Source organism: Maritalea mediterranea (assembly GCF_021568695.1).
Taxonomy (GTDB): Bacteria; Pseudomonadota; Alphaproteobacteria; order Rhizobiales; family Devosiaceae; genus Maritalea; species Maritalea mediterranea.
The window spans coordinates 322,769-344,061 of the sequence record NZ_JAKGTI010000002.1; the positions used below are offsets into that span (position 1 = coordinate 322,769).

Sequence of the window (21,293 nt, forward strand, 5' to 3'; positions counted from 1 at the left end):
AGTTACACCAAAAGTGGTTACCAACTCGCAACCATTTGCCGTTTGGTAAAGAAAATGATGATGTTTTTGCTTAACGGAGCTTTAAGGAGCTCAGGCCAACCATAGCCAACACAAAGGCTATAATCCAAAAGCGGATCACGATTTGACTTTCGGTCCACCCCAAATGCTCAAAATGGTGATGGATTGGCGCCATCTTGAAGATGCGCTTGCCCGTGGTCTTGAATGAAATAACCTGAACAATAACCGATACGGTCTCCAGCACGAACAGCCCGCCAATAATGGCCAGCACAATTTCGTGCTTTGTCGCCACCGCAATCGCCCCCAGCATGCCGCCCAAAGCCAGTGAACCCGTATCGCCCATAAAAATGGAGGCCGGCGGCGCATTAAACCACAAAAAGCCCAATCCGGCGCCAATCAACGCCCCACAGAGCACTGCCAGTTCACCAGTGCCCGGCACAAAATTGATGAGCAGATAATTAGCGAAAATTTCGTTGCCGACCAGATAGGCAATCAAGCCGAAGGACCCGGCAGCAATCATCACTGGCACAATCGCAAGCCCGTCCAACCCATCGGTCAAATTCACGGAATTGCCCGCTGAGACAATGACAAACGCTCCAAAAATCACAAAGAACCAGCCCAGGTCGAGCATAAAATCTTTGATGAAGGGAAAGGCCAAAGATGTCGAAAAGGGCGTTTCGCCCAATTGTGCCACAAAGAAACAGGCAATGCCTGAAATCGCCGCCTCCAACGCCAAACGTTGCCGCCCGCCAAACCCGTTGTTGGTGGCTTTAGATACCTTCAGATAATCGTCATAAAAACCGATGGCCCCGAACCCGACGGTGACGCCCAACACAATCCAAACATAGGGGTTGGTAAGATTAGCCCACAACAGGGTCGAAGCGGTTAAGGACAAAAGGATCATCAGGCCACCCATCGTCGGCGTGCCCTTTTTCGTGATCAGGTGGCTGGCCGGGCCGTCCTCGCGGATTGGCTGACCGTGCCCCTGGCGAATACGCAATGAATTGATCAGTTGCGGACCAAACAAAAACACGAAGAATAAGGCCGTGATGGTGGCGCCACCCGTGCGGAAGGTGAGATAGCGAAACACATTAAACGGCGCAAACACATCGCCAAATTGCTGCAAAAAATAGAACATGTCTCGGCTTTATCCTTTTTACGCGCTTATTCTTCGGTCGGCGGCCACTTTTTGCGGCACGCTTCCACCAGCGCCCCTAAACCAATCCCGTTTGACCCTTTGACCATAATTAAATCGCCCGGTGCAAGCCAATTTGACAGTTTTGGTAAAACCTCATTCTGGTTTTCCACCCAGTCCACAGGCAAATGATCGACCACGGCATCAAAGAGATGTCTCATCATCGGGCCCACCAGCAAGACTTGATCCGGCGCCAGTTTGATCAATGGCTCGGCCAAAGATCTGTGCAGATTTGCACTCTCTTCACCCAGTTCCAACATATCGCCGAGCACCACGCAATTGCGTCCTTGGTGTTGATTGCGCGCCAGCGTATCAATTGCCGCCAGCATTGAAGCCGGGTTTGCGTTATAGCTTTCATCAACCAGCGTGATGTGGCCATCGGCAATGGGGAGTTTTGCAACCTCTCCCCGTCCGGACGCTGCATGATAATGGCCCAAGGCCCACAGCAAATCATCCTGCGCAATGCCAAGCTTTCGACCAATCAAATAGGCACATGCGGCGTTGGCCAAAGCGTGTGCGCCCAATTGCGGCACATCAAGATGCCCGGCCTCATCCTTCCAACCAAAGCCACATCCAATATGTCCATTGTGCAAGTGCGGCTCGCCCAACACCAGGTCAGCTTGGGCGGCAAATCCAAAGGTCGTCACATCTGTAAAACCTAGGCCGGCAGCGCGGCCCCGCAAGTAATCCACATAGTCATGATCGGCACCCAAAAGAATACTGCCACCTGACTGAAGCCCCTCAAATATTTCCGCCTTGGCGTCTGCAATCCCTTGAAGATTCTGAAAGTTTTCAAGATGAGCCGGTGCAATTTTGGTGATCACGGCGAGATGAGGTGACACCAGCTTCACCAGCGGCCGGATTTCGTTTTCGTGGCTCATGCCCAACTCAAAAACAGCAAACTCGGTGTCCGCCGGCATGCGCGCCAGCATGAGCGGCACGCCCCAGTGATTATTGAATGATTTGATGGAGAAATGCGTCTTGCCGAACTGCTCAAGTGTAATGCGAATGGCCTCCTTGGTGGAGGTTTTACCCACACTGCCGGTGACGGCAATGACCTTACCTTGCATCCGCTGGCGCGCCGCGACACCGAGGTGCTCAAGCCCCTCAAGCGCATCCGTCACGACAATCAACTGCTCCATTTCCGGGTGATCCTGCGCAAAACCAGCACTCACCAAAGCAGCAATCGCCCCCTGCTCCAGCGCTTTGGCCACAAAGTCATGGCCATCAAACCGGTCCCCCTTGATGGCGACAAACAGTTCGCCCGCACCAATAGTGCGGCTATCGATCGACACCCCTGTTATGGGCAAGCCCACGTCAAGACCCGTGGCGCGCCCGTCGGTTGCCTGACAAATCTCATCAATGGTCCACAGCTGGGTCACTTTGATCCAATGGCTTCCAAAATTACATCATGGTCCGAAAAGTCCTGCTTTTCTGTCCCGATGATCTGATAATCCTCATGGCCTTTGCCAGCCACAAGCAACACGTCGCCTTCACCCATCATGTCAAGGCCGGTTTCGATTGCTCTGCGTCGATCGCCCACATCCATGCAATCAGGCGCGGCTTTGAGCACTTCGTCCCGAATAGCCTGCGGATCTTCGGTGCGTGGATTATCATCGGTCAAAATCGCCACATCAGCAAATTCAGCAGCGATTTTGCCCATTGGACCACGTTTCCCCTTGTCGCGGTCGCCCCCACAACCGAACACAACGATCAGCTTGCCCGTCACAAACGGCCGCAAACTTTCCAATGCGGTTTGTAGAGCGTCGGGGGTATGGGAATAGTCCACATAAACGGCGCCGCCATTATGTTCGGCAACTTTTTCCAGTCGCCCCTTGGCCCCTTCCAAGCGCTCTAAACTGTCCAACGCATCATGCTTTTCAACGCCCGTCGCCACCGCCATCGCCAAGGCCACCAAAGCATTGCTCACCTGAAACTTGCCTGCCAATGGCAGCAAAAATTCGACGTCCTCGCCCACGAGACGCCCTTTAACCCGTTGACCATACCCCTCAGGCTCAACAGACAGCAGTTCGAAATAGGCACCATTTTCGCCAACAGTCAGCACAGTACCGTTGCGTTCCAACCCAGCCATCATAAAAGGCATCGCCTCATCATCATCCATATTGATGACGCACGTGCCCCCCTCGGTCAGTAACTCGCGAAACAGTCTTAATTTGGCGTCATGATAGGCTTCCATCGTCTCGTGGTAATCCAGATGGTCACGCGAAAGATTGGTGAAGCCCACCACACGGAACTTCATCCCATCCAAGCGCCGTTGATCCAGCCCATGGCTGGAGGCCTCAAGTGCGATGTGATCAACGCCTTCTTTTTTGAGTTGGTTAAGCTCCCGGTGCAATTCCATCGGCCCAGGCGTCGTCAATTCGCCTTCAATGTGCTTGGTTTTGGTTACGATGCCCAATGTGCCAACAGAAGCGGCATTAATGTGGTTATCAATCCAGATCTGGCGTAGAAACGACACAACAGACGTCTTGCCATTGGTGCCGGTTACGGCCACCGGATAAGCAGGCTGTGGCTCGTTTACACGGCGCGCCGCCCGGGCATAGGCCGCCCGCACATCGTTCACCAAATAGATCGGGACACCGGGATTAAACTCCAACCCGCGGTCTGTGACGATGGCGACAGCCCCTAGGCGCACCACATCCTTTGCAAATTCGTTGCCGTGCACATTTTCACCAGGCAGCGCGAAAAAAGCGTCGCCTTTGGTAATTTTGCGGGAATCTGAGGTCACGCCTTCAACATCAAGATCCATAAATTCCTGAGAGCTCTCGGCACCGACCAAAAGCTTTTTAATGGAAAAGCTCATATTTCCCCCAAATCGCGCAACTCTACTGGCACCAGCCGCGCATCTATTTCTGGATCATGGTTTGGCATGACCCCCAACATCGGGGCAACCTTTTCCACAATCCGACCTGTTACTTCACCTGCGTTCCACGCCGCTGTGCGGCCGCTTTGTTCGTTCTCTCGTTTCGGCTCATCCACCAAAATCACCATGGCATATTTTGGCGCATCCATGGGAAATGCAGAGGCAAACACAGCGAGACTTTTTTCCCGAGAATAACGACCATCCACAACCTTTTCAGCAGTGCCGGTCTTACCCCCTACGCGATAGCCATCTGGCGCGGCCTTACGACCGGAGCCTTCCAGCGCATTTAACCGCATCAAATACCGAATATAGTTACTGGTTCGTTCACTCACGACCTGTTTTGACGAAGAAAGTGCCGCAATTTCATCGCGCGGGAACAAGGTGGGCTCTACATAATTACCGCCATTGACCAAGGCACTGATTGCCGTAACCAATTGCAACGGCGTCACAGAAAAGCCATGTCCGAACGAGGCCGTGGCCGCCTCCACTTCTCCAAAACTATTCGAAATCTGAGCGGATGTGCGCTCAGGCAGTTCAATCACGGGCGCGCCTTCAAAACCCATTTTACCGAGAAAATCGCGATAGGCCTCTTTCCCGATCACCTGCATCATTTTGATGGTCCCGATATTAGAGGAATATTTGAAGACCTCCGGCACGGTTAAAACCCGATTCTTGCCGTGAAAATCGCCAATGGAATAGCGCCCGAAGCGCACCGGTTTGGTTGCATCGAATTCGTCGGTAATCCGCACCAATCCGCTGTCCAGCGCGGCGGCCATCGTCATGGTCTTAAATACAGACCCCAGTTCGAACTTGCCCGCTGTAATCCGGTTTAATCGCCCCTCTTCCAACGCTGTTGCGGGTTCATTGGGGTCAAAGTCTGGCAAGCTGGCCAGGGCGATGATTTCCCCGGTTTGCACATTCATCATAACGCCGGCGGCAGCGATAGCCTGATAACGGTCCAGCGCGTCCTTCAGTTGGTTGTGCATAATGTGCTGCACGCGCAAATCGATCGACAAATTGACCGGCTGCAAGGACCGATTGCGCGCCAGCCCCAGCTCTTGCAACAACGCCACATCCTGGCTGTCCAGATATCGTTCAATACCGGCAATGCCCACATTATCCACATTCACGGCCCCAAGGATATGGGACGCTACCGCACCGCCGGGATAGAAACGGCGACTTTCGGTCACAAAATCAACGCCGGGAATGCCCAGGCGCAAAATCCGCTCTTTTTGCTGTGGGGTCAATTCGCGTTCCAGCCAAACAAAACCTTCGTCTCCATCCAGTCGATCACGCAGCCATTTGCGGTCAAGATGCGGTAATTCCACGCTCAACGCATCTACCGCTTCATCCAAATCCACAATGCGCCGCGGCTCAGCAAAAAGGCTGGGCACTTGAATATCCACCGCCAATTGCCGCCCATTGCGATCAAGAATTTCCGGTCGGGTCGCGGTCAAAGCTGGACGTTCCTGCCCCGCATTGTTCTGTGCGACCTCAGTATTGGCAATATTGATTAGCCTTGCCCCCACAACGCCAAACAGCAGCAAGGCAACCACCAAGGCCAGCCGGATTCGGCTGTGGGTCATGTGGCCCCGCGCCTTGCGTGCCCCCTCAAGGGTGATGGTAGAGCTATGGGTCGTGCCTAAATCACTCATGGGCGGCGCTCCGGCGGGGTAATGGTGGGCAGCTCAGACATTTCATTGGGGTCCACCCCGGCCTCGAGCGACAGCAAAAGCACTTCCAAACCTTCAGCATCGGGACCATCCGGGCGCATAGGAATATCTTCGATTGTTTTATATTGCTCGGTTTTGATAGGTGCCAAATCCAGAACCGCCGCATGGCGTTCTACAATTGGCTGCAGTCGACCGGGCTGGTTTAAATAGGCCCAGTCGGCTCTCAGCGTACTCAATTCCTGCGTTTTTTCGGCGATCTCATCTTCCAACGTCGAAACCTGGACGCTCAAATCTTCCGCATGATATTTTTGCGCATAGACCAGAATAAGCGCACAAAAGCTGGTGAGCAGCAGGCCAAAATTAATCCAACGCAGCATTATTTGGCCCCCACTTCCTGCTTTTTCGCCATGCCGGGCACACCAAGCCCATCCATGCTGAAGGGGCGTGCCTGCACCTCGTTGCGGGTGGCATAACGCAGGGTGGCCGAACGGGCGCGTGGATTATCTGCCAATTCTTTTTTCGACGGACGTACGGGCTTGGATATGTCACGCCAGCACTGCGGGGCTTCGTCAGCCAGGGGCATATGGCGCGATTGCTGTGTCTGGGGTTTGAGAAAGCGCTTAACGATCCGGTCTTCCATCGAGTGGAACGTCACCACCGCCAACTTACCACCGGGCGGCAATTTGGCTTCCGCGTCAAAAAGACCATGCACCAATTGATTATATTCCGCATTCACGGCGATGCGCAGCGCCTGAAAGGTCTTGGTGGCGGGGTGTGCTTTGCCGGGCTTGCCCTTTCCCAGAGTTTTCTCAATCAAATCGGCCAACTGCTTTGTGGTGGTCAGTGGCGCCTCCTCGCGTGCGGTCACGATAGCATTGACCAGAGCCCTTGCCCGCCGCTCTTCACCAAAACCGAAAATCAGATCAGACAATTCTCGCGCTTCCAGCCCATTCACCAGATCCGCCGCAGTTACGCCGTGCTGTTCCATGCGCATATCCAACGGCCCATCGCGCATAAAGGAAAAGCCGCGCTCGCCTTGATCGAGCTGCATAGAACTTACGCCAATATCCAGCACCACCGCATCAATTTCATCAATTTCCGCTTCTGCAAGCAACGCCGCCAACTGCCCGAATTGACCTGGCAAAAAGCGAAATCTCGAACCAAAATCATTGTCCAACTTTTTGACAAAGGGCGCCACTGCCGGGTCGCGATCGATGCCAATCACCTGCGCACCCGCCTGCAACAGATAGCGGGAATAGCCGCCCGCACCAAAGGTGCCGTCGACAATCACTTTGCCATCAATTGGGGAAAGGCCTTCGATAACTTCTTGAATAAGAACAGGAATATGCGACCCATTAGACGACATATTTTGTGCGTCCTGATGTTGAACCATCAGTTGTGATACTCCTGTTGAACCCAATACTCATGCGGCCACAATTCGGGCGCTTATAACTCACTCCACAAAATATAGCTAACCGAGCCTTAAGATTAGGTTTCAAATTCGAGTAAATCTGGATTTTGGCAAGGAAAATGTCAGTTGGTCTATAAGCCGGATTCTGTAAGGCAGATAAATCTGCGTGGCAGCCATTCATCTGATCCGCCTGTTGCCAGACGGCTTGTGCAACCAACCCGGATGACTGACCTGGAAACCGATCCGGACAAGCGATGCTTGCCCTGTGCCATCCCTATTTGGTCTTGCTCCCGGTGGGGTTTACCATGCCGATCCTGTTACCAGGCTCGCGGTGCGCTCTTACCGCACCCTTTCACCCTTACCGCGAAAAACGCGGCGGTTTGCTTTCTGTGGCACTTTCCCTAAGGTCGCCCTCGCCGGACGTTATCCGGCACCGTGTTTCCTTGGAGTCCGGACTTTCCTCTCCTCAAAAAGGAGCGACTGCCCGACCAACTGACCCGCTTTCAATAGGGACGCAAAAGGGATGGGTCAAGCTTTATGCAGGTGTAGACGAACTGGATTGTCGAATTTCCAAAATCTGATCATAGGCATGATTGATGGCCGCCATCTTTTTGGTGGTGAGCTGCACCAACTCGGCAGGCACACCTTTGGCCATCAGCCGATCTGGATGATGTTCGGCAACCAATTTGCGATAAGCATCGCGCAAGCCATCATCATCAATGTCGCGCTCGACACCCAAAACAAAATACGGGTCACTATCCCCGGCCACCATATGCTGGGCGCTCAAACGGTCAAACTCATCTTCGGTCAGCCCGAAAATCACGCTCACTGTTTCCAGATAGGCCAACTCATCCTCGTGGATCAGCCCATCGGCCTCGGCTATATGAAACAGCCCGTCCAACACATGCTCCAACGTTTCAGGACTGTCCTGAAACAGCCGCGCCACCCGGCGAGCATAGGTTTCAAACCCGGCCACGTCTTGCTGGGCCAAATCAAACACCCGCGCCACCTGCTCTTCGGCTCCGGCGGGAATTTCAACATTTTCACGGAACGCCCGAATTTCATCAGCGGTCACCACCCCGTCCGCCGCTGCCATTTTGGCCGACAGTGCCACCAATGACAGGGTAAAGGCGGCTTCCTTGCCGCCCAGCAACCAGGTTTCGGGGTCCAGCAGCGAGGCCAGCGATCCCGCCAGCCCCGTGCGTTCAGAAAAGGAACCAATCTTTTGCGCTATTATTGTCCATACAGACATTTTTCCCTCCGCAGCCAACTGGTTGCCAGATATAGGCGACATTATGTCCGATTCCAGACAATAAAACGAGTTTTAGCCCCTTGAAATCTCCGGCCGCCGCCCCAATAGACGCGCCAATGCATAGACCAAAGGCGACCGATTCATGGTATAAAAATGGAACTCGGTGACTCCACGGTCCACCAATTCTGTCACCTGCTCGGCCGCCACAGCCGCCGCCACCAGCGCATGGGTTTCAGGATCATCTTCCAACCCCTCGAACCGCTCTGCAATCCAGCTTGGAATGGATGAGCCGCATTTCCCCGCGAAGCTGGCAATCTGTTTGAAGTTGTGTATCGGCTGAATGCCAGCCACAATCGGCGCCTCTACGCCTGCATTGCGCGCCCGATCCACATAGCGGAAATAGAGCTCATTATCGAAAAACATCTGCGTAATGGCGCGGCTGGCACCCGCATCAATCTTGCGCTTCAGATTTTCGAACTCGGCGTACCAATCCGGGCTTTGTGGATGCTTTTCGGGATAGCAGGCCACAGAGATATCAAAACTGCCAATTGTGCGAATGCCCGCCACCAGTTCCGCAGCACTTCGATAGCCTTCAGGATGCGGCTGAAACGGCTGGCCTACCCCCTCAGGCGGGTCGCCCCGCAAAGCCACGATCCGGGAAATCCCGGCGTCCTTATAGCCGCGCACAACGTCGTTTACTTCGTCTTTGCTGGCGCCTACACAGGTCAAATGCGCGGCCGCCTTAACGCCTGTTTGTTTTTCAATTTGCGAGACCATGCGGGTCGTGCGCCCGCGTGTCGTGCCGCCAGCGCCATACGTCACCGACACGAAACGCGGTGATAGTGGTGCGAGTCGATCCAATGTTTCCCAAAACCGGGCTTCCATTTTGTCGGTCTTTGGCGGGAAAAACTCAAATGACAAATCAAGCTTTGCCAATTCCTTGTCAGATTGTCGCGACAAACGGTCGGGGGTGGATAAAATAGGTGTATCACTCATATCAAAATCAATTCTTTTCTTTGTCCGTAAGGTGCCAAATGCACACGGTTAGTCCATCGTCGGGTCCGGGATGCGGAATTTCTTGCGCCTGCATCACTTCCAATTGCGCGCTGCGCGCCCAGGCCTGCATTTGAACATGGGAAAGCCCCAGGCGTCGGTGCGCCTGCTCTTCCCGCAAAAACTCCAGCTTGTGGGGCATAAAATCCACCACCATGATCGCCCCGCCCTGCTTCAAGGCAAGCTGCGCATTTCGCAGTGCAATGCCGGGATCATCAAAATGGTGGAGCACCTGATGCAACATGACAAAATCAGCGCTGTCGCGATATTCGGTTAGATCGCTGATATCCGCGAGACGCACCTGCACATTTTTGAGGCCAGCCTTATCAAACTTGGTCCGCGCCACTGAAATCATCTCGCGGCTGGCATCAAGCCCGACACCCTTTTTGTACTGGTCAGCTAATAATTCTAGCATTCGGCCAGTGCCTGTGCCCAAATCTAGGAAAGTCTTAAAGAATTTGTCCTTAAGCATCGCCTGAATGGCGGCTTCCACCGCTTCATCTGGCGCATGCAACGTCCGCAGTCGGTCCCAATCTTTCGCCACCTTGGCGAAGAATGTGGCGGCCCGCGCCTGATGGTCACGCCGCACCGCGGCAAGCCGCTCGCGGTCAGCCACCAACAACTCATCTTCCAAGTTAAGTCGCCCCAAAATATGCTCGACCAACGCGGCAGATTCCAGCTCGTCGGACAGGCGAAAAAACGCCCACGCGCCCTCAGCATGCCGAGTGATCAGGCCCGATTCGGTCAATAAACGTAGATGACGGGACACGCGTGGCTGGCTTTGGTCCAGAATCTCAGTTAAATCCTTCACCGAGAGTTCCCCTTCAGCCAAAAGCGCAAGCAAGCGCAACCGGGTGAACTCGCCCGCTGACCGTAAGATTTCCACCATTTCGCGCAAATTCGTCACGTCGACCTCATATGATATAAAGGTTTCTTTATATCCTAAATACAGAATTTGGCAATGAAATAGGTTAAAGCGGTGTGGGTAAATTTCTTACCTCAGATGAAACGCTTCATCAATTAAATCAACCATTAAATAAGAGTCGTTAAAAAGATGACAAACGAACGTCACAGTACGGCAAATAACTCGTCAAATGATCGCGATAGAATGTGCGTGATTCTGAGTGCCCTTGCGGACCCTGTCAGATTGTCCATTGTGGAACAATTGGCAGAAAAGGGTGAGTTGCCAGTGGGGGCGATCTCGTCACCGCACAATATTACGGCACCCGCTATTTCCCGCCATTTGCGGGTGTTGGAATCTGCCGGCGTGATCGAACGCCGCATCGACCGCCAATGGCGAATCTGCTCGCTGCAAAAACCAACCATTCAAGATGTCATTGATTGGGCACAACGGCTCATCAACTGACCCCCGCCACGTCGCAAGTTCCTGCGACGAGCTTAAAAGCCAAAGTGTTATCCAGTTGACCGCCTCAGCTTCAGGCCACGTGTGCTTTTTGCTGGGGCCGGCGAAAACTGTGCGCGCGCCACATTTCAAAAATCTCGCGTGCATCATGATAGGAAAGTGTTTCATAGCGCGCTGCGGCAAGCTGTAAATCATTTGTGCCAAGCTTCTCCCGCCACGGCACGATGGCAATAGCTTTGGCAAAGCTTTGCGACGACATATCCAATGCCCGGGCTGCCACAGTAAACGCGCCGACATCTTGGCCAGCAAACCATTTCACCATGACATCAGGTTTTATTTTCAACATCAATGCAATCGCAGCTGCTGTGTGGTGGGCATAAGAGAAGCGACAGAACCGCTCAAGAGCGCTCATATCCAATTTCCGACGATCGCTTAGAGCTTTTACCTGGCCCCACGCCACATTCCACTCGGCGGCGTTGAAACCCACCTGCTCTTTGATTTTGTTGACCACAACATTTTTGGCCGCCTCTACGTTGGCTTGGTCGACCTTCATGTGGGTACGGGCCAACTGGGTGAAAACGCGTTTGCTCGCATGGTCCAACGTTTCATAGATCGACCGCCAGTCCACATCTTGTCGATGGGCCATCTTTCCTGCGATGGTCGCGTCCTTCGCAGCGCGGCTGATCAAAATAGGTCCCGCCTCTGGACCAATAACGGCGTTTTCATTTTCCATCAACTTCACGATGGTTTCATTTTCTGCATGATCACAAATTGAACTGCTAACACGATCCGTCACCGGATTGCGCCCGGCTATCGCGGCGCGGTGCCCCTCAGTCTGCGACTCGATAATTTCAATCAGATCATCATCGGACAACACACTGGAAAACTCGAGCAGCGGCGCGGCGACTTCAACCTCATCGTGGGCGAGCTTGATCACCACTGTGCCCGGCGCACGGGATAGTGGCGCAAGAATTTTGGCTACTTCTGCGCGCGCTTCGCTCTCAACCAGTTCGGCGAGCTGACACAACACGTCGTCATATTGGGATATCTGTTCGTCGTCACAACGGTCTACAACGTGGCTGAACAATGTGGCCATATTCCGGATCAAATGCTCGCATTCAGCCGGACTGCTATCGTGGTTCAGTGCTCGAAAGTTCGAGAATGCTGTCCCCTTGGAATGATCGATTTCCATCGCTACCTCCTTCGGTGCTTTTGCACCATTCCGCCCACTCTACAACGGGCGGACTAAAGCAAATGCTGGCGTTTCCGCTAAAGTTTGGGTCAAATTTTATCGGTAGGCGAAAGAATTGATTAACCAAAAAAGCGCCACCTCAGGTTGAGGCGGCGCCTCTCTTTATTCAATCTTGGGTTGCACTTAGCCCTTAAGAGCGGCCCGCACCCCGTTTCCATAATCAGGGTGAATCTGGTCAAATAGGGCCAATTGGCGATCAATGATGTGTTGCGGCACTCCATCCATAGCATCCGCAATGTTAGAAAACAGCCGCTGCTTCTGATCCGCATCGAAGAGCTCGAACAATGCGCGCGGCTGCGAAAAGTCATCATTGCCGTCCCGATGGTTATAGCGATCGGCATCGCCCTCAATCGGCAGAGCCGGTTCCTTATACTCGGGCGCTTCCTTCGCGGACTCATCGATAGAGTTCGGCTCATAATAAGCGTCCACATGGCCGGTCTTCTGACCAAAGAAGTTCATCTGACCATCCTTGTGATAGTGATGTACGCCATTTTTCGGCTGGTTCACCGGCAGGGCTTCATAGTGGGTGCCCAGACGATAACGGTGCGCATCCGCATAGGAGAAGATCCGCGCCTGCAGCATTTTATCCGGTGAAAAGCCAATGCCGGGCACCACGTTGGAGGGAGAGAACGCGGCCTGTTCGATCTCGGCGAAATAGTTCTCAGCATTACGGTTTAGTTCCATCACACCCAGATCGATTGGCGGGAAGTCCCCATGCGGCCAAACCTTGGTCAGATCGAAGGGATTATGCTCAAACTTGGCCGCCTGTTCTTCGGTCATGATCTGCACTTGCATTTTCCACCGTGGATAATGCCCGGCCTCAATCGAGCCAAACAGAGCTTCCTGGTAGGTTTCGCGGCTTTCGCCCACCACCTGTTTCGCCTCTTCATTAGTGAAGTGCGCGTGGCCTTGCTCGGTCTTGAAATGGAACTTCACCCATACGCGCTCGCCCTTTTCATTCCATAAGGAATAGGTGTGCGAGCCATAACCGTTCATATGCATGGGCGCTGTGGGCAAGCCACGGTCAGACATCAAAATGGTGACCTGATGTAAGCTCTCGGGTGACAGGGACCAGAAGTCCCACATGGCAGTGGGAGACCGCAGATTGGTTTTCGGGTGACGCTTTTGGGTGTGAATAAAATCAGGGAATTTATACGGATCACGCACAAAGAACACAGGTGTGTTGTTGCCCACCAAATCCCAGTTGCCTTCTTCCGTGTAAAATTTAAGGGCAAAGCCGCGCACATCGCGCTCGGCGTCTGCCGCGCCCTGCTCGCCCGCCACGGTGGAGAAGCGCGCCAACATGTCTGTTTCTGCACCCGGCTGCAGCACCTTGGCGGAGGTATATTTGGAAATATCGCCGGTGATTTTCAGCTTACCAAATGCACCCCAGCCTTTGGCATGCACCACCCGCTCAGGAATACGCTCGCGGTTCTGATGCGCCAGCTTTTCAATCAGCTGATAGTCCTGCAACAGCAATGGCCCGCGGGGCCCCGCCGTAATTGAATTCTGATTATCGGAAATCGGCGCACCGGCCGTGGTGGTCAAAGTTTTCTTGCTCATATCGCTCCCTTTCTTTCGATTGAGTCAAAGGTAGGCGCACCACACCCAAAATACAAATTGATTAATTTTTCAATTTTGATAAGTTTTTCTTATGAGAAAAATGACGTTGAAACAGATGCGCTATGCCCTTGCCGTGCAAAAGCACGGCCATTTCGGCACGGCAGCCGAAAAGAGCCATGTGACACAACCCGCCCTGTCGCAACAAATCAGCGCGCTCGAAACCTATTGTGGCAAAAAGCTTTTTGAACGGCTGGGAAAACGCGTCATCCCCACCCGCTTTGGCGAGGTATTTTTGCTGGAAGCCGCGCGCATTGTCGCGCAGGTTGATGCCTTGGAAGAAGCGGCGCACGAAGCCCGATTTGGCCTCAGCGCTCCCATTCGCGGGGCGTTGATTCCCACCATTGCCCCCTATTTCCTGCCCCACCTGCTCACAACTTTGGCCGAAAACTTTCCCACCCAATTGTTCAATTTAGGCGAAATGCAAACCGAAATGTTGTTGAGGCAATTGGCCGATGGCGAGCTGGATTTCGGCATTATCGGCACCAAACCACCCTTGGACCGGTTTGAAGCGCAACCACTTTTTGACGATCCTTTCGTCTTGGCCGCCGCGCGCCACAAAAACATTCAGGACCCGGTAGACCTGAACCTGATGCAGAATGAAGAATTATTGCTGCTTTCAGAAGGTCATTGCTTTCGTGATCAGGCCATAGAGGCCTGCAGCCTCGACCCAAAGGGCGGCAGTAAAGATCAAGCCTTCGCAGCCACTTCACTGGCCACCATTGTGGAACTTGTGGCCAAGGGGTTTGGCGTCACTCTTCTACCCGCCATGTGTTTGGTACGGGAAATTCGCAGCGATTCCCTTGCGCTGCATGAGTTAAAGTCCCCCGGCGCGCACCGCACCATTTCCATGGTCTGGCGCCGCACCTCGGCGCAAAAGCAGCAATTGCGTCAAATCGCGACCCTCGCCGCATCCCTTGCCACGGCCTGCCTGGCCATGCCGACTAGATCGAAGGCTGATAGAGCTGCTGGGGCCACACCCGCACCTTGATCTCATCACCCTGGCGCACAGTGCCGGGGCGCTCCACCCAAGCCACCAGACCGCGCAAATCCTCAGCCGCCTTCACAAAACCCAGCTCAATATCGTCGCGCCCGGCATAATCGGCCTGCAGCGCAGCCCCGGCAATCTTACACGGGGCATTGTATCCATCGATGCGCAGCACAGCACCAGACGGAAAAAAGAATTGTGTGCGCGATGGCACCTGCGAAAAATTTGGCAAACCCTTGATCAGCATATTGGCACCAATGCGCCCCGCATCAAAATGATCCACATTCAGGCGTTCAGCAATGATGGCCACTTCTTCCACTGACAAAAGCGACACCTGCCGCTCATTGCGCATTTCAGTACCGCGCTTGTACCAAGGCTCACGCCCGCCAGATTTGCGCGTCAGCCCCGCATGATGGTCCCCGACGATCCCTTCAAAATTCAGTTCCAACGCCGACACAGATTTAGAGATGAAATCATCACCATCAGCCAGAAAGAGATCGGCAAGTTCAGCTTTGAACTTTTGTGTGGGAATTTGGGTCATAGCATCACCTTCTTACGGTCACGCGCTACTTGGCGCTGGCGGATATAGGAATCATAAGTAAAGATGGCCAAGGAGACCCAGATCAGCACAAAGCTGAACAGCCGCGCTTCATTCAACGGTTCACCCAGCAGCCAGACGGCCAGCACAAAATGCATGGACGGCGCGATATATTGGAAAATGCCGATTGTGGTCATGCGCAAGCGCTTGGCCCCAAAGGAAAACAGGATTAGCGGCCCCGCCGTCAGTGGCCCACTCATGAACAGCAAAAACCAGATCAGCAGCCCCGCCTCAGGCGTGGCCATTGGATAGGCTGGGCCAAGCACGGCCAGCATGATCAGCGCCACTGGCGTGATCATCAGCGTTTCGATCAACAGCCCCGGCGCAGCGCCCACATCGACGGTTTTGCGGAAATAGCCATAAAAGGCGAAACTAAAAGCCAAGGCCAGCGAGATCCACGGCACGCCGCCAAGACCGATCGCCTGAACACTAACGGCGATAACGGCGATCCCAATGGCCACAGCCTGAAACACATTCTGCCGCTCGCCCAACAACAACATGCCCAGCGCCACATTAACCAGCGGAGTCATAAAATAGCCAAAGCTCACTGACAACACATTTTCGGTGCCCGCCGCGCCCACAAAGATCGCCCAATTAATGGAGATGGCAATGGTAGATGCCGCCAGCCACACCATAGATTTTTTGGATTTAAAGACCGCTTTTATTTCGCCCAGCCGATTGGCAATCAACAAAAAGATCGCCACCATAATCGCCGACCAGATCACCCGATGCGCCACCACAATATAAGGACTGACATCGCCCAACAGCCTGAAAAACAGCGGAAACAATCCCCATGACGTGTATGCCGACAGCGCCGCGAGGGCGCCCAATTGGGTCTGGCGAAGCGATTCATCAGTGGTCATCATGGGCCTTTCATGTTCAGGAATGCCTCGCGTACACCTTTTTGACTGGTTTGACCAATCAAACTGTTAAATAGGGCCAATCAAAATCGGAGATAGCATCATTCACAAAGGCGGCTAAAGTGTTGCGAGAAAACTGCTCAAAAGGCCATTGAACGTTTCCGGGTCTTCCATATTGGGCAAATGGCCTGTCTTCGGCATCACTTGCGCCTCGGCCCGCCGCGCCTCTTGGGCAATCTGTGCGTTGAGCCGTAAATAATAACTTGAATCATAGCCGCCAGCGACCAGAAGCATTGGCACGTCAATCTCGGGCAACCGAGAATATGTTTCAGGCCGCTGTTGTTTTTGGCTCAACCGCTTATGCCGCAAACGCTGACCATTCATGTCTAAAAACAGAGCGCGTAGATGGGCGCCAACGCGCCCTTCTTCTGCCCGCACCCCATCTAGCCAAACACGCGCTTCGAATTGATTGAACGCCTCCAAGTCCGTTTCGGCTTCCATCGCGTCATACTGGGCTGCAATGTGCTTTTCGCCTGGTTCCAACTCCAAATCAGGCATGCCGGTATAAGATGCGGCCACCAACATCAGCCCGCCGACACGATCCGGATATCGCAGCGCAAAGGCAGCTGCAAGACCACCGCCCTGAGAACATCCCACCAAAACGGCCCGCCCGATGCGAAAGTGATTGAGCACCACCAAAAGGTCATCCAGCTCCGAATAAACAACATCCTCGCTTGTGGTGCGCCCAAACCCTCGTCGGTCATATGCGATGGCCTGAATGCCCATATCCATCGCATCCAATTGCGGCAACCACATACGATGATCGGCCACGCCGGCATGGAGAAACACAACCGGTGCGCCGAAGCCCTGTTCAACGCCGTAAAGTCGGGCGCCATTGTGCTCAATCGTAAAACCGGCCATTTCCGCCTCCACGTTGCGGCCAAAATGCCAATTGATATGAAACACAATCGGCGTATCATACGTTCTACCTTGCGCACCTTAACTCGAAAAGGAAAGGGCAAAAGGATGAAACCAACAATCACATGGCTTTTGGTTGCAAACGGAACGGAAGCGAAAATATTTGAAAACACCGGGCCAAACAAAGGCCTTACACCGCTGACCGACCAAGGACGACAGCGCGAAGCCCTCAAAACCAGTGAGATTGTGGCGAATGATCGGGGCAGAACCTTTACATCAGCCGGTGACGGCCGCAGCGCCATGGAACAACAGACTGACCCGGACGATGTGGAACACGAAAAGTTCTCTCGCGAAGTGGCTGACCATTTGAACCGGGCGGCGCAAGAGAACAAGTTCGACCGCCTCATCATCGCCGCACCACCAAAGAGTCTTGGCGAGATGCGCCAGCATTTCAACAAGCATCTTGAACAGAAGCTGGAGGATGATGTGCCCAAGGATTTGACCAACATCCCAACAGCCGATCTGCCGGACTATTTCAAAAATATGGTGGTGTTTTAATCCTGCCTGAACAGCAAAACGCCCCGCCAAGGCGGGGCGTTTGAAATTGTTTCAATCTAACCGATTTACCGTGTAAGCGGTTTATAGGTCACACGTTTTGGGTTTGCCGCATCCGGCCCCAAACGGCGGATTTTGTCTTCTTCATAATCGGCAAAATTGCCCTCAAACCATTCCACATGGCTGTCGCCTTCAAAGGCCAGCATATGCGTGGCCAACCGGTCAAGGAACATCCGGTCGTGAGAAATAATCACCGCGCAACCGGCAAATTCCTCCAACGCTTCTTCGAGCGCCGCCAAAGTTTCGGTGTCCAGGTCGTTGGTCGGTTCGTCGAGCAGCAGCACATTGGCGCCGGATTTCAGCATCTTGGCCAAATGCACGCGGTTGCGTTGACCGCCGGACAAATTACCAACCTTCTGCTGTTGGTCACCGCCACGGAAGTTAAAGGCCGATGTATAGGCCCGACTGTTCATCTCGCGCTTGCCCAGCGTGATGATGTCGTTGCCCTCGGAAATCTCTTCCCAAACGGTTTTGTTCGGGTCCAGCGCATCGCGGCTTTGGTCAACATAGCCCAGCTTGACAGTCTCCCCAATGGTGATGCTGCCTTCATCTGGCTCTTCCTGACCGGTGAGCATTTTGAACAGGGTTGATTTACCCGCACCGTTTGGCCCGATCACCCCAACAATGCCACCAGCCGGCAGGCTGAAATTGAGATCGTCGATCAACAGGCGATCCTCGAAGCCTTTTTTCAGCCCTTCAACATTGATCACCTGATCACCCAAACGCGGGCCAGGTGGAATGATGATTTGCGCTTTGTTGGATTGGGTCCGCGCCTCGTTGGCCTTCACCAACTCGTCATAAGCTTTAATACGCGCCTTGGATTTGGCCTGACGGGCCTTCGGTGAGGCCGCAATCCACTCCTGCTCGCTTTGCAGCACGCGTTGACGGGCGGCATCCTCTGCGGCTTCTTGCTTAAAGCGTTTCGCTTTTTGGCCCAGATAAGCCGAGTAATTGCCTTCATAGGGAATGCCACGCCCACGGTCCAATTCCAAAATCCAGCCTGTCACATTGTCCAGGAAATATCGGTCGTGGGTGATGATCAACACAGCACCGGGGAATTCGCGCAAATGCTTTTCCAACCAGGCCGTTGTTTCCGCATCCAAATGGTTGGTCGGTTCGTCGAGCAGCAACAGGTCTGGCGCTGATAGCAGCAATTGGCAAAGGGCCACCCGGCGCTTTTCACCGCCTGATAGGCTATCAACTGACGCATGCCCTGGCGGACACCGCAGCGCTTCCATCGCCATTTCCACCTGCGAGTCCAGATCCCATAAGTTTTCCGCATCGATCTGATCCTGCAGCCGTGCGCCCTCTTCCGCCGTCTCGTCGGAATAGTTCATCATCAGCTCGTTGTAACGGTCGAGGATGGCTTGTTTTTCCTTCACCCCTTCCATCACATTGCCGCGCACATCAAGGCTTGGGTCAAGCTGTGGTTCCTGCGCGAGATAACCGACTTTGGCGCCATCAGCTACCCAGGCTTCGCCCTGAAACTCAGTGTCGATGCCTGCCATGATTTTCAACAGGGTCGATTTACCCGCCCCGTTTGGCCCCAAAACACCAATTTTGGCGTCGGGATAGAAACTCAGATGAATGTTGTCCAATACCTTCTTTCCACCGGCATAAGTTTTGGACATGCCATGCATGTGATAAATAAATTGACGCGCCATAATGCGAACCTCAAATAATAAATGTCTTGCCCAAGCGTTTAAGAGATTGGAACCAAAGACGCAACCACAGATGCGGGAATTTCGCCTGTTCTGCCCGGTTATGCGCTAAACCGGCAACCCTGTCATGGGTTTGACCACCCGAATGGCCAGGTTGGACTGAATGCGCGCGACGTGCGGTAGGCGCGACAATCGAGTGCGGTGTAGACGCTCGAAATGATCCGCATCCTCACAAACAAGCCGCAATAAATAGTCAGATGCACCTGCCACCAGCGAAGCTTCCAGAATCTCAGGCGCCGAGCGCACCGCCTCTTCAAACTCCATCAAGGTGGCTTCGCTCTGGTCGGTCACGCTTACCTCGACATAAAACAACATGCCAAAGCCCAAAATGTCGGGATTCAAATGGGCGTGATAGCCCGAAATCAAGCCGCGCTCTTCCAGTAATTTCACCCGCCGATGGCAGGCCGAGGTCGACAAACCAACTTGCTCTCCCAATTCCTGCATCGAAATCCGGCAATCAGCCTGCAGCGCGCGAATTATTCGCTTATCCAATTGATCAAGAGAAAAAATATCAATGTTCCTTTCAACGACAGGATATTTTTCAACCAATGTAATTGTACTTACACAAAATTGCAATTTTTTCCCCCGTTTATTAGCCTATACTGTTCGCCAAATTTTAATGCGGAGGACGTCTTCAATGAAAATCGGTGTACCCAAAGAAATCAAAAACCATGAATATCGCGTTGGTTTGACGCCTGAGAGCGTGGCTGAGCTGATCGCCAATGGCCACGAGCTTTACGTGGAAACCAACGCGGGTGAAGGTATTGGCGCAGCCAATGAGGTTTATGAACAAGCTGGCGCAAAAATTCTTTCGAGCGCCAAAGACGTTTTCGACATTGCAGATATGATTGTGAAGGTAAAAGAACCGCAGGCCAATGAGCGCGCGATGCTCAAGCCCGGTCAAATCCTTTACACTTATCTGCACTTGGCCCCGGATCCTGAACAAACCAAAGATTTGGTCGATAGCGGTGCCGTTTGCATTGCTTATGAAACTGTGACCGACGATGCAGGTGGCTTGCCGCTGCTCAAGCCGATGAGCCAAGTGGCTGGACGCATGTCGATCCAAGCTGGCGCAGCCGCCTTGGAAAAAGCCCATGGCGGTCGCGGCGTTTTGATGGGTGGTGTGCCAGGCGTATTACCGGCCAAAGTGGTTGTTGTGGGCGGCGGTGTTGTCGGCTTTAACGCGGCGCAAATGGCTGTTGGCATGCATGCTGACGTGACCATTTTGGACCGCAACCCTGCCCAGCTTGAGCGCTTGTCCAACCATTTCGAAGCCAGCGCCAAAGTGGTTTACTCCACAAAGGCCGCGCTTGAAGATTTGGTGAAGGAAGCTGATTTGGTGATCGGTGCTGTGTTGGTGCCTGGTGCTGCTGCACCTAAATTGGTGAACCGAGAAATGTTGAAAACCATGCAGCCCGGCGCTGTGTTGGTTGACGTGGCGATTGACCAAGGCGGCTGCTTTGAAACATCAAAAGCAACCACCCACGCAGACCCAGCCTACATCATTGACGATGTAGTGCATTATTGCGTGGCCAACATGCCTGGTGCTGTTGCCCGCACATCAACTTACGCATTGAACAATGCCACATTGCACCACGCCGTGCAGATCGCCAACAAAGGTTGGAAGCAGGCATTGAAAGATGACGCACACCTGAAAAACGGCCTCAATGTGTGTGATGGCAAAGTGACCTGTGCGCCCGTCGCTCGTGATCTTGGCTATGATTTTGTGAGCGCAGACACGTTCCTGATCTAATTGCTCTGCCTCACCCTTAAAAAAAGCCGCGCGGTTTCCTCCCACCGTCGCGGCTTTTTTGCGTCTTGTGATCCGGAGGGGGCATTGTTTCGTTATAATGAACAAAGCAGTTCAAAAAT

General features: G+C 53.5%; 20 protein-coding genes and 1 other RNA gene. 4 read left to right on the plus strand and 17 right to left on the minus strand.

The window, feature by feature from the left end; genetic code table 11:
* Positions 1-70: 70 nt before the first annotated feature.
* From mraY to L1I42_RS10625, 10 genes are all read right to left on the minus strand, one after another.
* Entirely contained in the window at positions 71-1,156 is a 1,086-nt protein-coding gene (gene mraY / locus L1I42_RS10580; RefSeq protein ID WP_236114494.1) for a phospho-N-acetylmuramoyl-pentapeptide-transferase, read from the minus strand.
* Positions 1,157-1,182: 26 nt separating this feature from the next.
* Positions 1,183-2,595, minus strand: coding sequence for a UDP-N-acetylmuramoyl-tripeptide--D-alanyl-D-alanine ligase (locus tag L1I42_RS10585; RefSeq protein ID WP_236114495.1), 1,413 nt, complete (start codon positions 2,593-2,595; stop codon positions 1,183-1,185).
* Positions 2,592-4,037 (minus strand): UDP-N-acetylmuramoyl-L-alanyl-D-glutamate--2,6-diaminopimelate ligase, encoded by a 1,446-nt coding sequence (locus L1I42_RS10590; protein ID WP_236114496.1) that lies wholly within the window; start codon positions 4,035-4,037, stop codon positions 2,592-2,594. Before L1I42_RS10590 ends, L1I42_RS10585 begins: the two co-directional genes overlap by 4 nt.
* A complete protein-coding gene (locus L1I42_RS10595; RefSeq protein ID WP_236114497.1) occupies positions 4,034-5,752 on the minus strand; it encodes a peptidoglycan D,D-transpeptidase FtsI family protein in 1,719 nt (572 codons plus the stop codon). The genes L1I42_RS10590 and L1I42_RS10595 overlap by 4 nt, the downstream gene beginning before the upstream one ends.
* Positions 5,749-6,147, minus strand: a complete 399-nt coding sequence (gene ftsL / locus L1I42_RS10600) for a cell division protein FtsL (protein ID WP_236114498.1) — start codon at positions 6,145-6,147, stop codon at positions 5,749-5,751. The genes L1I42_RS10595 and ftsL overlap by 4 nt, the downstream gene beginning before the upstream one ends.
* Positions 6,147-7,163 carry a 16S rRNA (cytosine(1402)-N(4))-methyltransferase RsmH gene (rsmH, locus tag L1I42_RS10605; RefSeq protein ID WP_236114499.1) on the minus strand — a complete coding sequence of 339 codons (1,017 nt, stop codon included), beginning with the start codon at positions 7,161-7,163 and terminating at the stop codon, positions 6,147-6,149. The genes ftsL and rsmH overlap by 1 nt, the downstream gene beginning before the upstream one ends.
* 136 nt (positions 7,164-7,299) lie before the next feature.
* Positions 7,300-7,677: RNase P RNA component class A (gene rnpB / locus L1I42_RS10610), an RNA gene on the minus strand.
* A 39-nt stretch (positions 7,678-7,716) separates the two neighbouring features.
* A complete protein-coding gene (locus L1I42_RS10615) occupies positions 7,717-8,433 on the minus strand; it encodes a J domain-containing protein (RefSeq protein WP_236114500.1) in 717 nt (238 codons plus the stop codon).
* Positions 8,434-8,505: 72 nt separating this feature from the next.
* Positions 8,506-9,429: a methylenetetrahydrofolate reductase [NAD(P)H] gene (gene metF, locus L1I42_RS10620; RefSeq protein ID WP_236114501.1), complete on the minus strand. Its 924-nt coding sequence runs from the start codon at positions 9,427-9,429 to the stop codon at positions 8,506-8,508.
* A 7-nt stretch (positions 9,430-9,436) separates the two neighbouring features.
* Positions 9,437-10,393, minus strand: a complete 957-nt coding sequence (locus tag L1I42_RS10625) for an ArsR/SmtB family transcription factor (RefSeq protein WP_236114502.1) — start codon at positions 10,391-10,393, stop codon at positions 9,437-9,439.
* Between the two features lie 201 nt (positions 10,394-10,594).
* On the opposite strand from L1I42_RS10625, the gene L1I42_RS10630 reads away from it, so the two are divergent.
* A complete protein-coding gene (locus L1I42_RS10630) occupies positions 10,595-10,852 on the plus strand; it encodes an ArsR/SmtB family transcription factor (protein WP_236114503.1) in 258 nt (85 codons plus the stop codon).
* A gap of 70 nt (positions 10,853-10,922) precedes the next feature.
* Here L1I42_RS10630 and L1I42_RS10635 read toward each other — a convergent pair whose 3' ends face one another.
* Both L1I42_RS10635 and L1I42_RS10640 read right to left on the minus strand, forming a co-directional pair.
* Positions 10,923-12,041 (minus strand): DUF2336 domain-containing protein, encoded by a 1,119-nt coding sequence (locus L1I42_RS10635; RefSeq protein WP_236114504.1) that lies wholly within the window; start codon positions 12,039-12,041, stop codon positions 10,923-10,925.
* A gap of 183 nt (positions 12,042-12,224) precedes the next feature.
* Complete coding sequence (locus L1I42_RS10640; RefSeq protein WP_236114505.1) at positions 12,225-13,664, minus strand: catalase; 1,440 nt, start codon at positions 13,662-13,664, stop codon at positions 12,225-12,227.
* 100 nt (positions 13,665-13,764) lie between these two features.
* Here L1I42_RS10640 and L1I42_RS10645 point away from each other — a divergent pair, with 100 nt between their 5' ends.
* Entirely contained in the window at positions 13,765-14,712 is a 948-nt protein-coding gene (locus L1I42_RS10645; RefSeq protein ID WP_236114506.1) for a hydrogen peroxide-inducible genes activator, read from the plus strand.
* Here the strand turns inward: L1I42_RS10645 and L1I42_RS10650 are convergent.
* From L1I42_RS10650 to L1I42_RS10660, 3 genes are all read right to left on the minus strand, one after another.
* On the minus strand, positions 14,666-15,250 hold the full coding sequence (locus tag L1I42_RS10650; protein WP_236114507.1) for an MOSC domain-containing protein: 585 nt from the start codon (positions 15,248-15,250) through the stop codon (positions 14,666-14,668). The genes L1I42_RS10645 and L1I42_RS10650 overlap by 47 nt on opposite strands.
* Positions 15,247-16,173 (minus strand): EamA family transporter RarD, encoded by a 927-nt coding sequence (gene rarD / locus L1I42_RS10655; RefSeq protein WP_236114508.1) that lies wholly within the window; start codon positions 16,171-16,173, stop codon positions 15,247-15,249. Before rarD ends, L1I42_RS10650 begins: the two co-directional genes overlap by 4 nt.
* A 111-nt stretch (positions 16,174-16,284) precedes the next feature.
* Positions 16,285-17,088: an alpha/beta hydrolase gene (locus L1I42_RS10660; RefSeq protein WP_236114509.1), complete on the minus strand. Its 804-nt coding sequence runs from the start codon at positions 17,086-17,088 to the stop codon at positions 16,285-16,287.
* A 105-nt stretch (positions 17,089-17,193) separates the two neighbouring features.
* On the opposite strand from L1I42_RS10660, the gene L1I42_RS10665 reads away from it, so the two are divergent.
* Complete coding sequence (locus tag L1I42_RS10665; protein ID WP_236114510.1) at positions 17,194-17,643, plus strand: host attachment protein; 450 nt, start codon at positions 17,194-17,196, stop codon at positions 17,641-17,643.
* A gap of 65 nt (positions 17,644-17,708) precedes the next feature.
* On the opposite strand, the gene ettA is transcribed toward L1I42_RS10665, so the two are convergent.
* Both ettA and L1I42_RS10675 read right to left on the minus strand, forming a co-directional pair.
* Positions 17,709-19,364: an energy-dependent translational throttle protein EttA gene (gene ettA, locus L1I42_RS10670; protein ID WP_236114511.1), complete on the minus strand. Its 1,656-nt coding sequence runs from the start codon at positions 19,362-19,364 to the stop codon at positions 17,709-17,711.
* A gap of 105 nt (positions 19,365-19,469) precedes the next feature.
* On the minus strand, positions 19,470-19,970 hold the full coding sequence (locus L1I42_RS10675) for an Lrp/AsnC family transcriptional regulator (RefSeq protein WP_255769357.1): 501 nt from the start codon (positions 19,968-19,970) through the stop codon (positions 19,470-19,472).
* 88 nt (positions 19,971-20,058) lie between these two features.
* On the opposite strand from L1I42_RS10675, the gene ald reads away from it, so the two are divergent.
* Positions 20,059-21,174, plus strand: coding sequence for an alanine dehydrogenase (gene ald / locus L1I42_RS10680; RefSeq protein ID WP_236114513.1), 1,116 nt, complete (start codon positions 20,059-20,061; stop codon positions 21,172-21,174).
* The last annotated feature ends 119 nt before the right edge of the window (positions 21,175-21,293 follow it).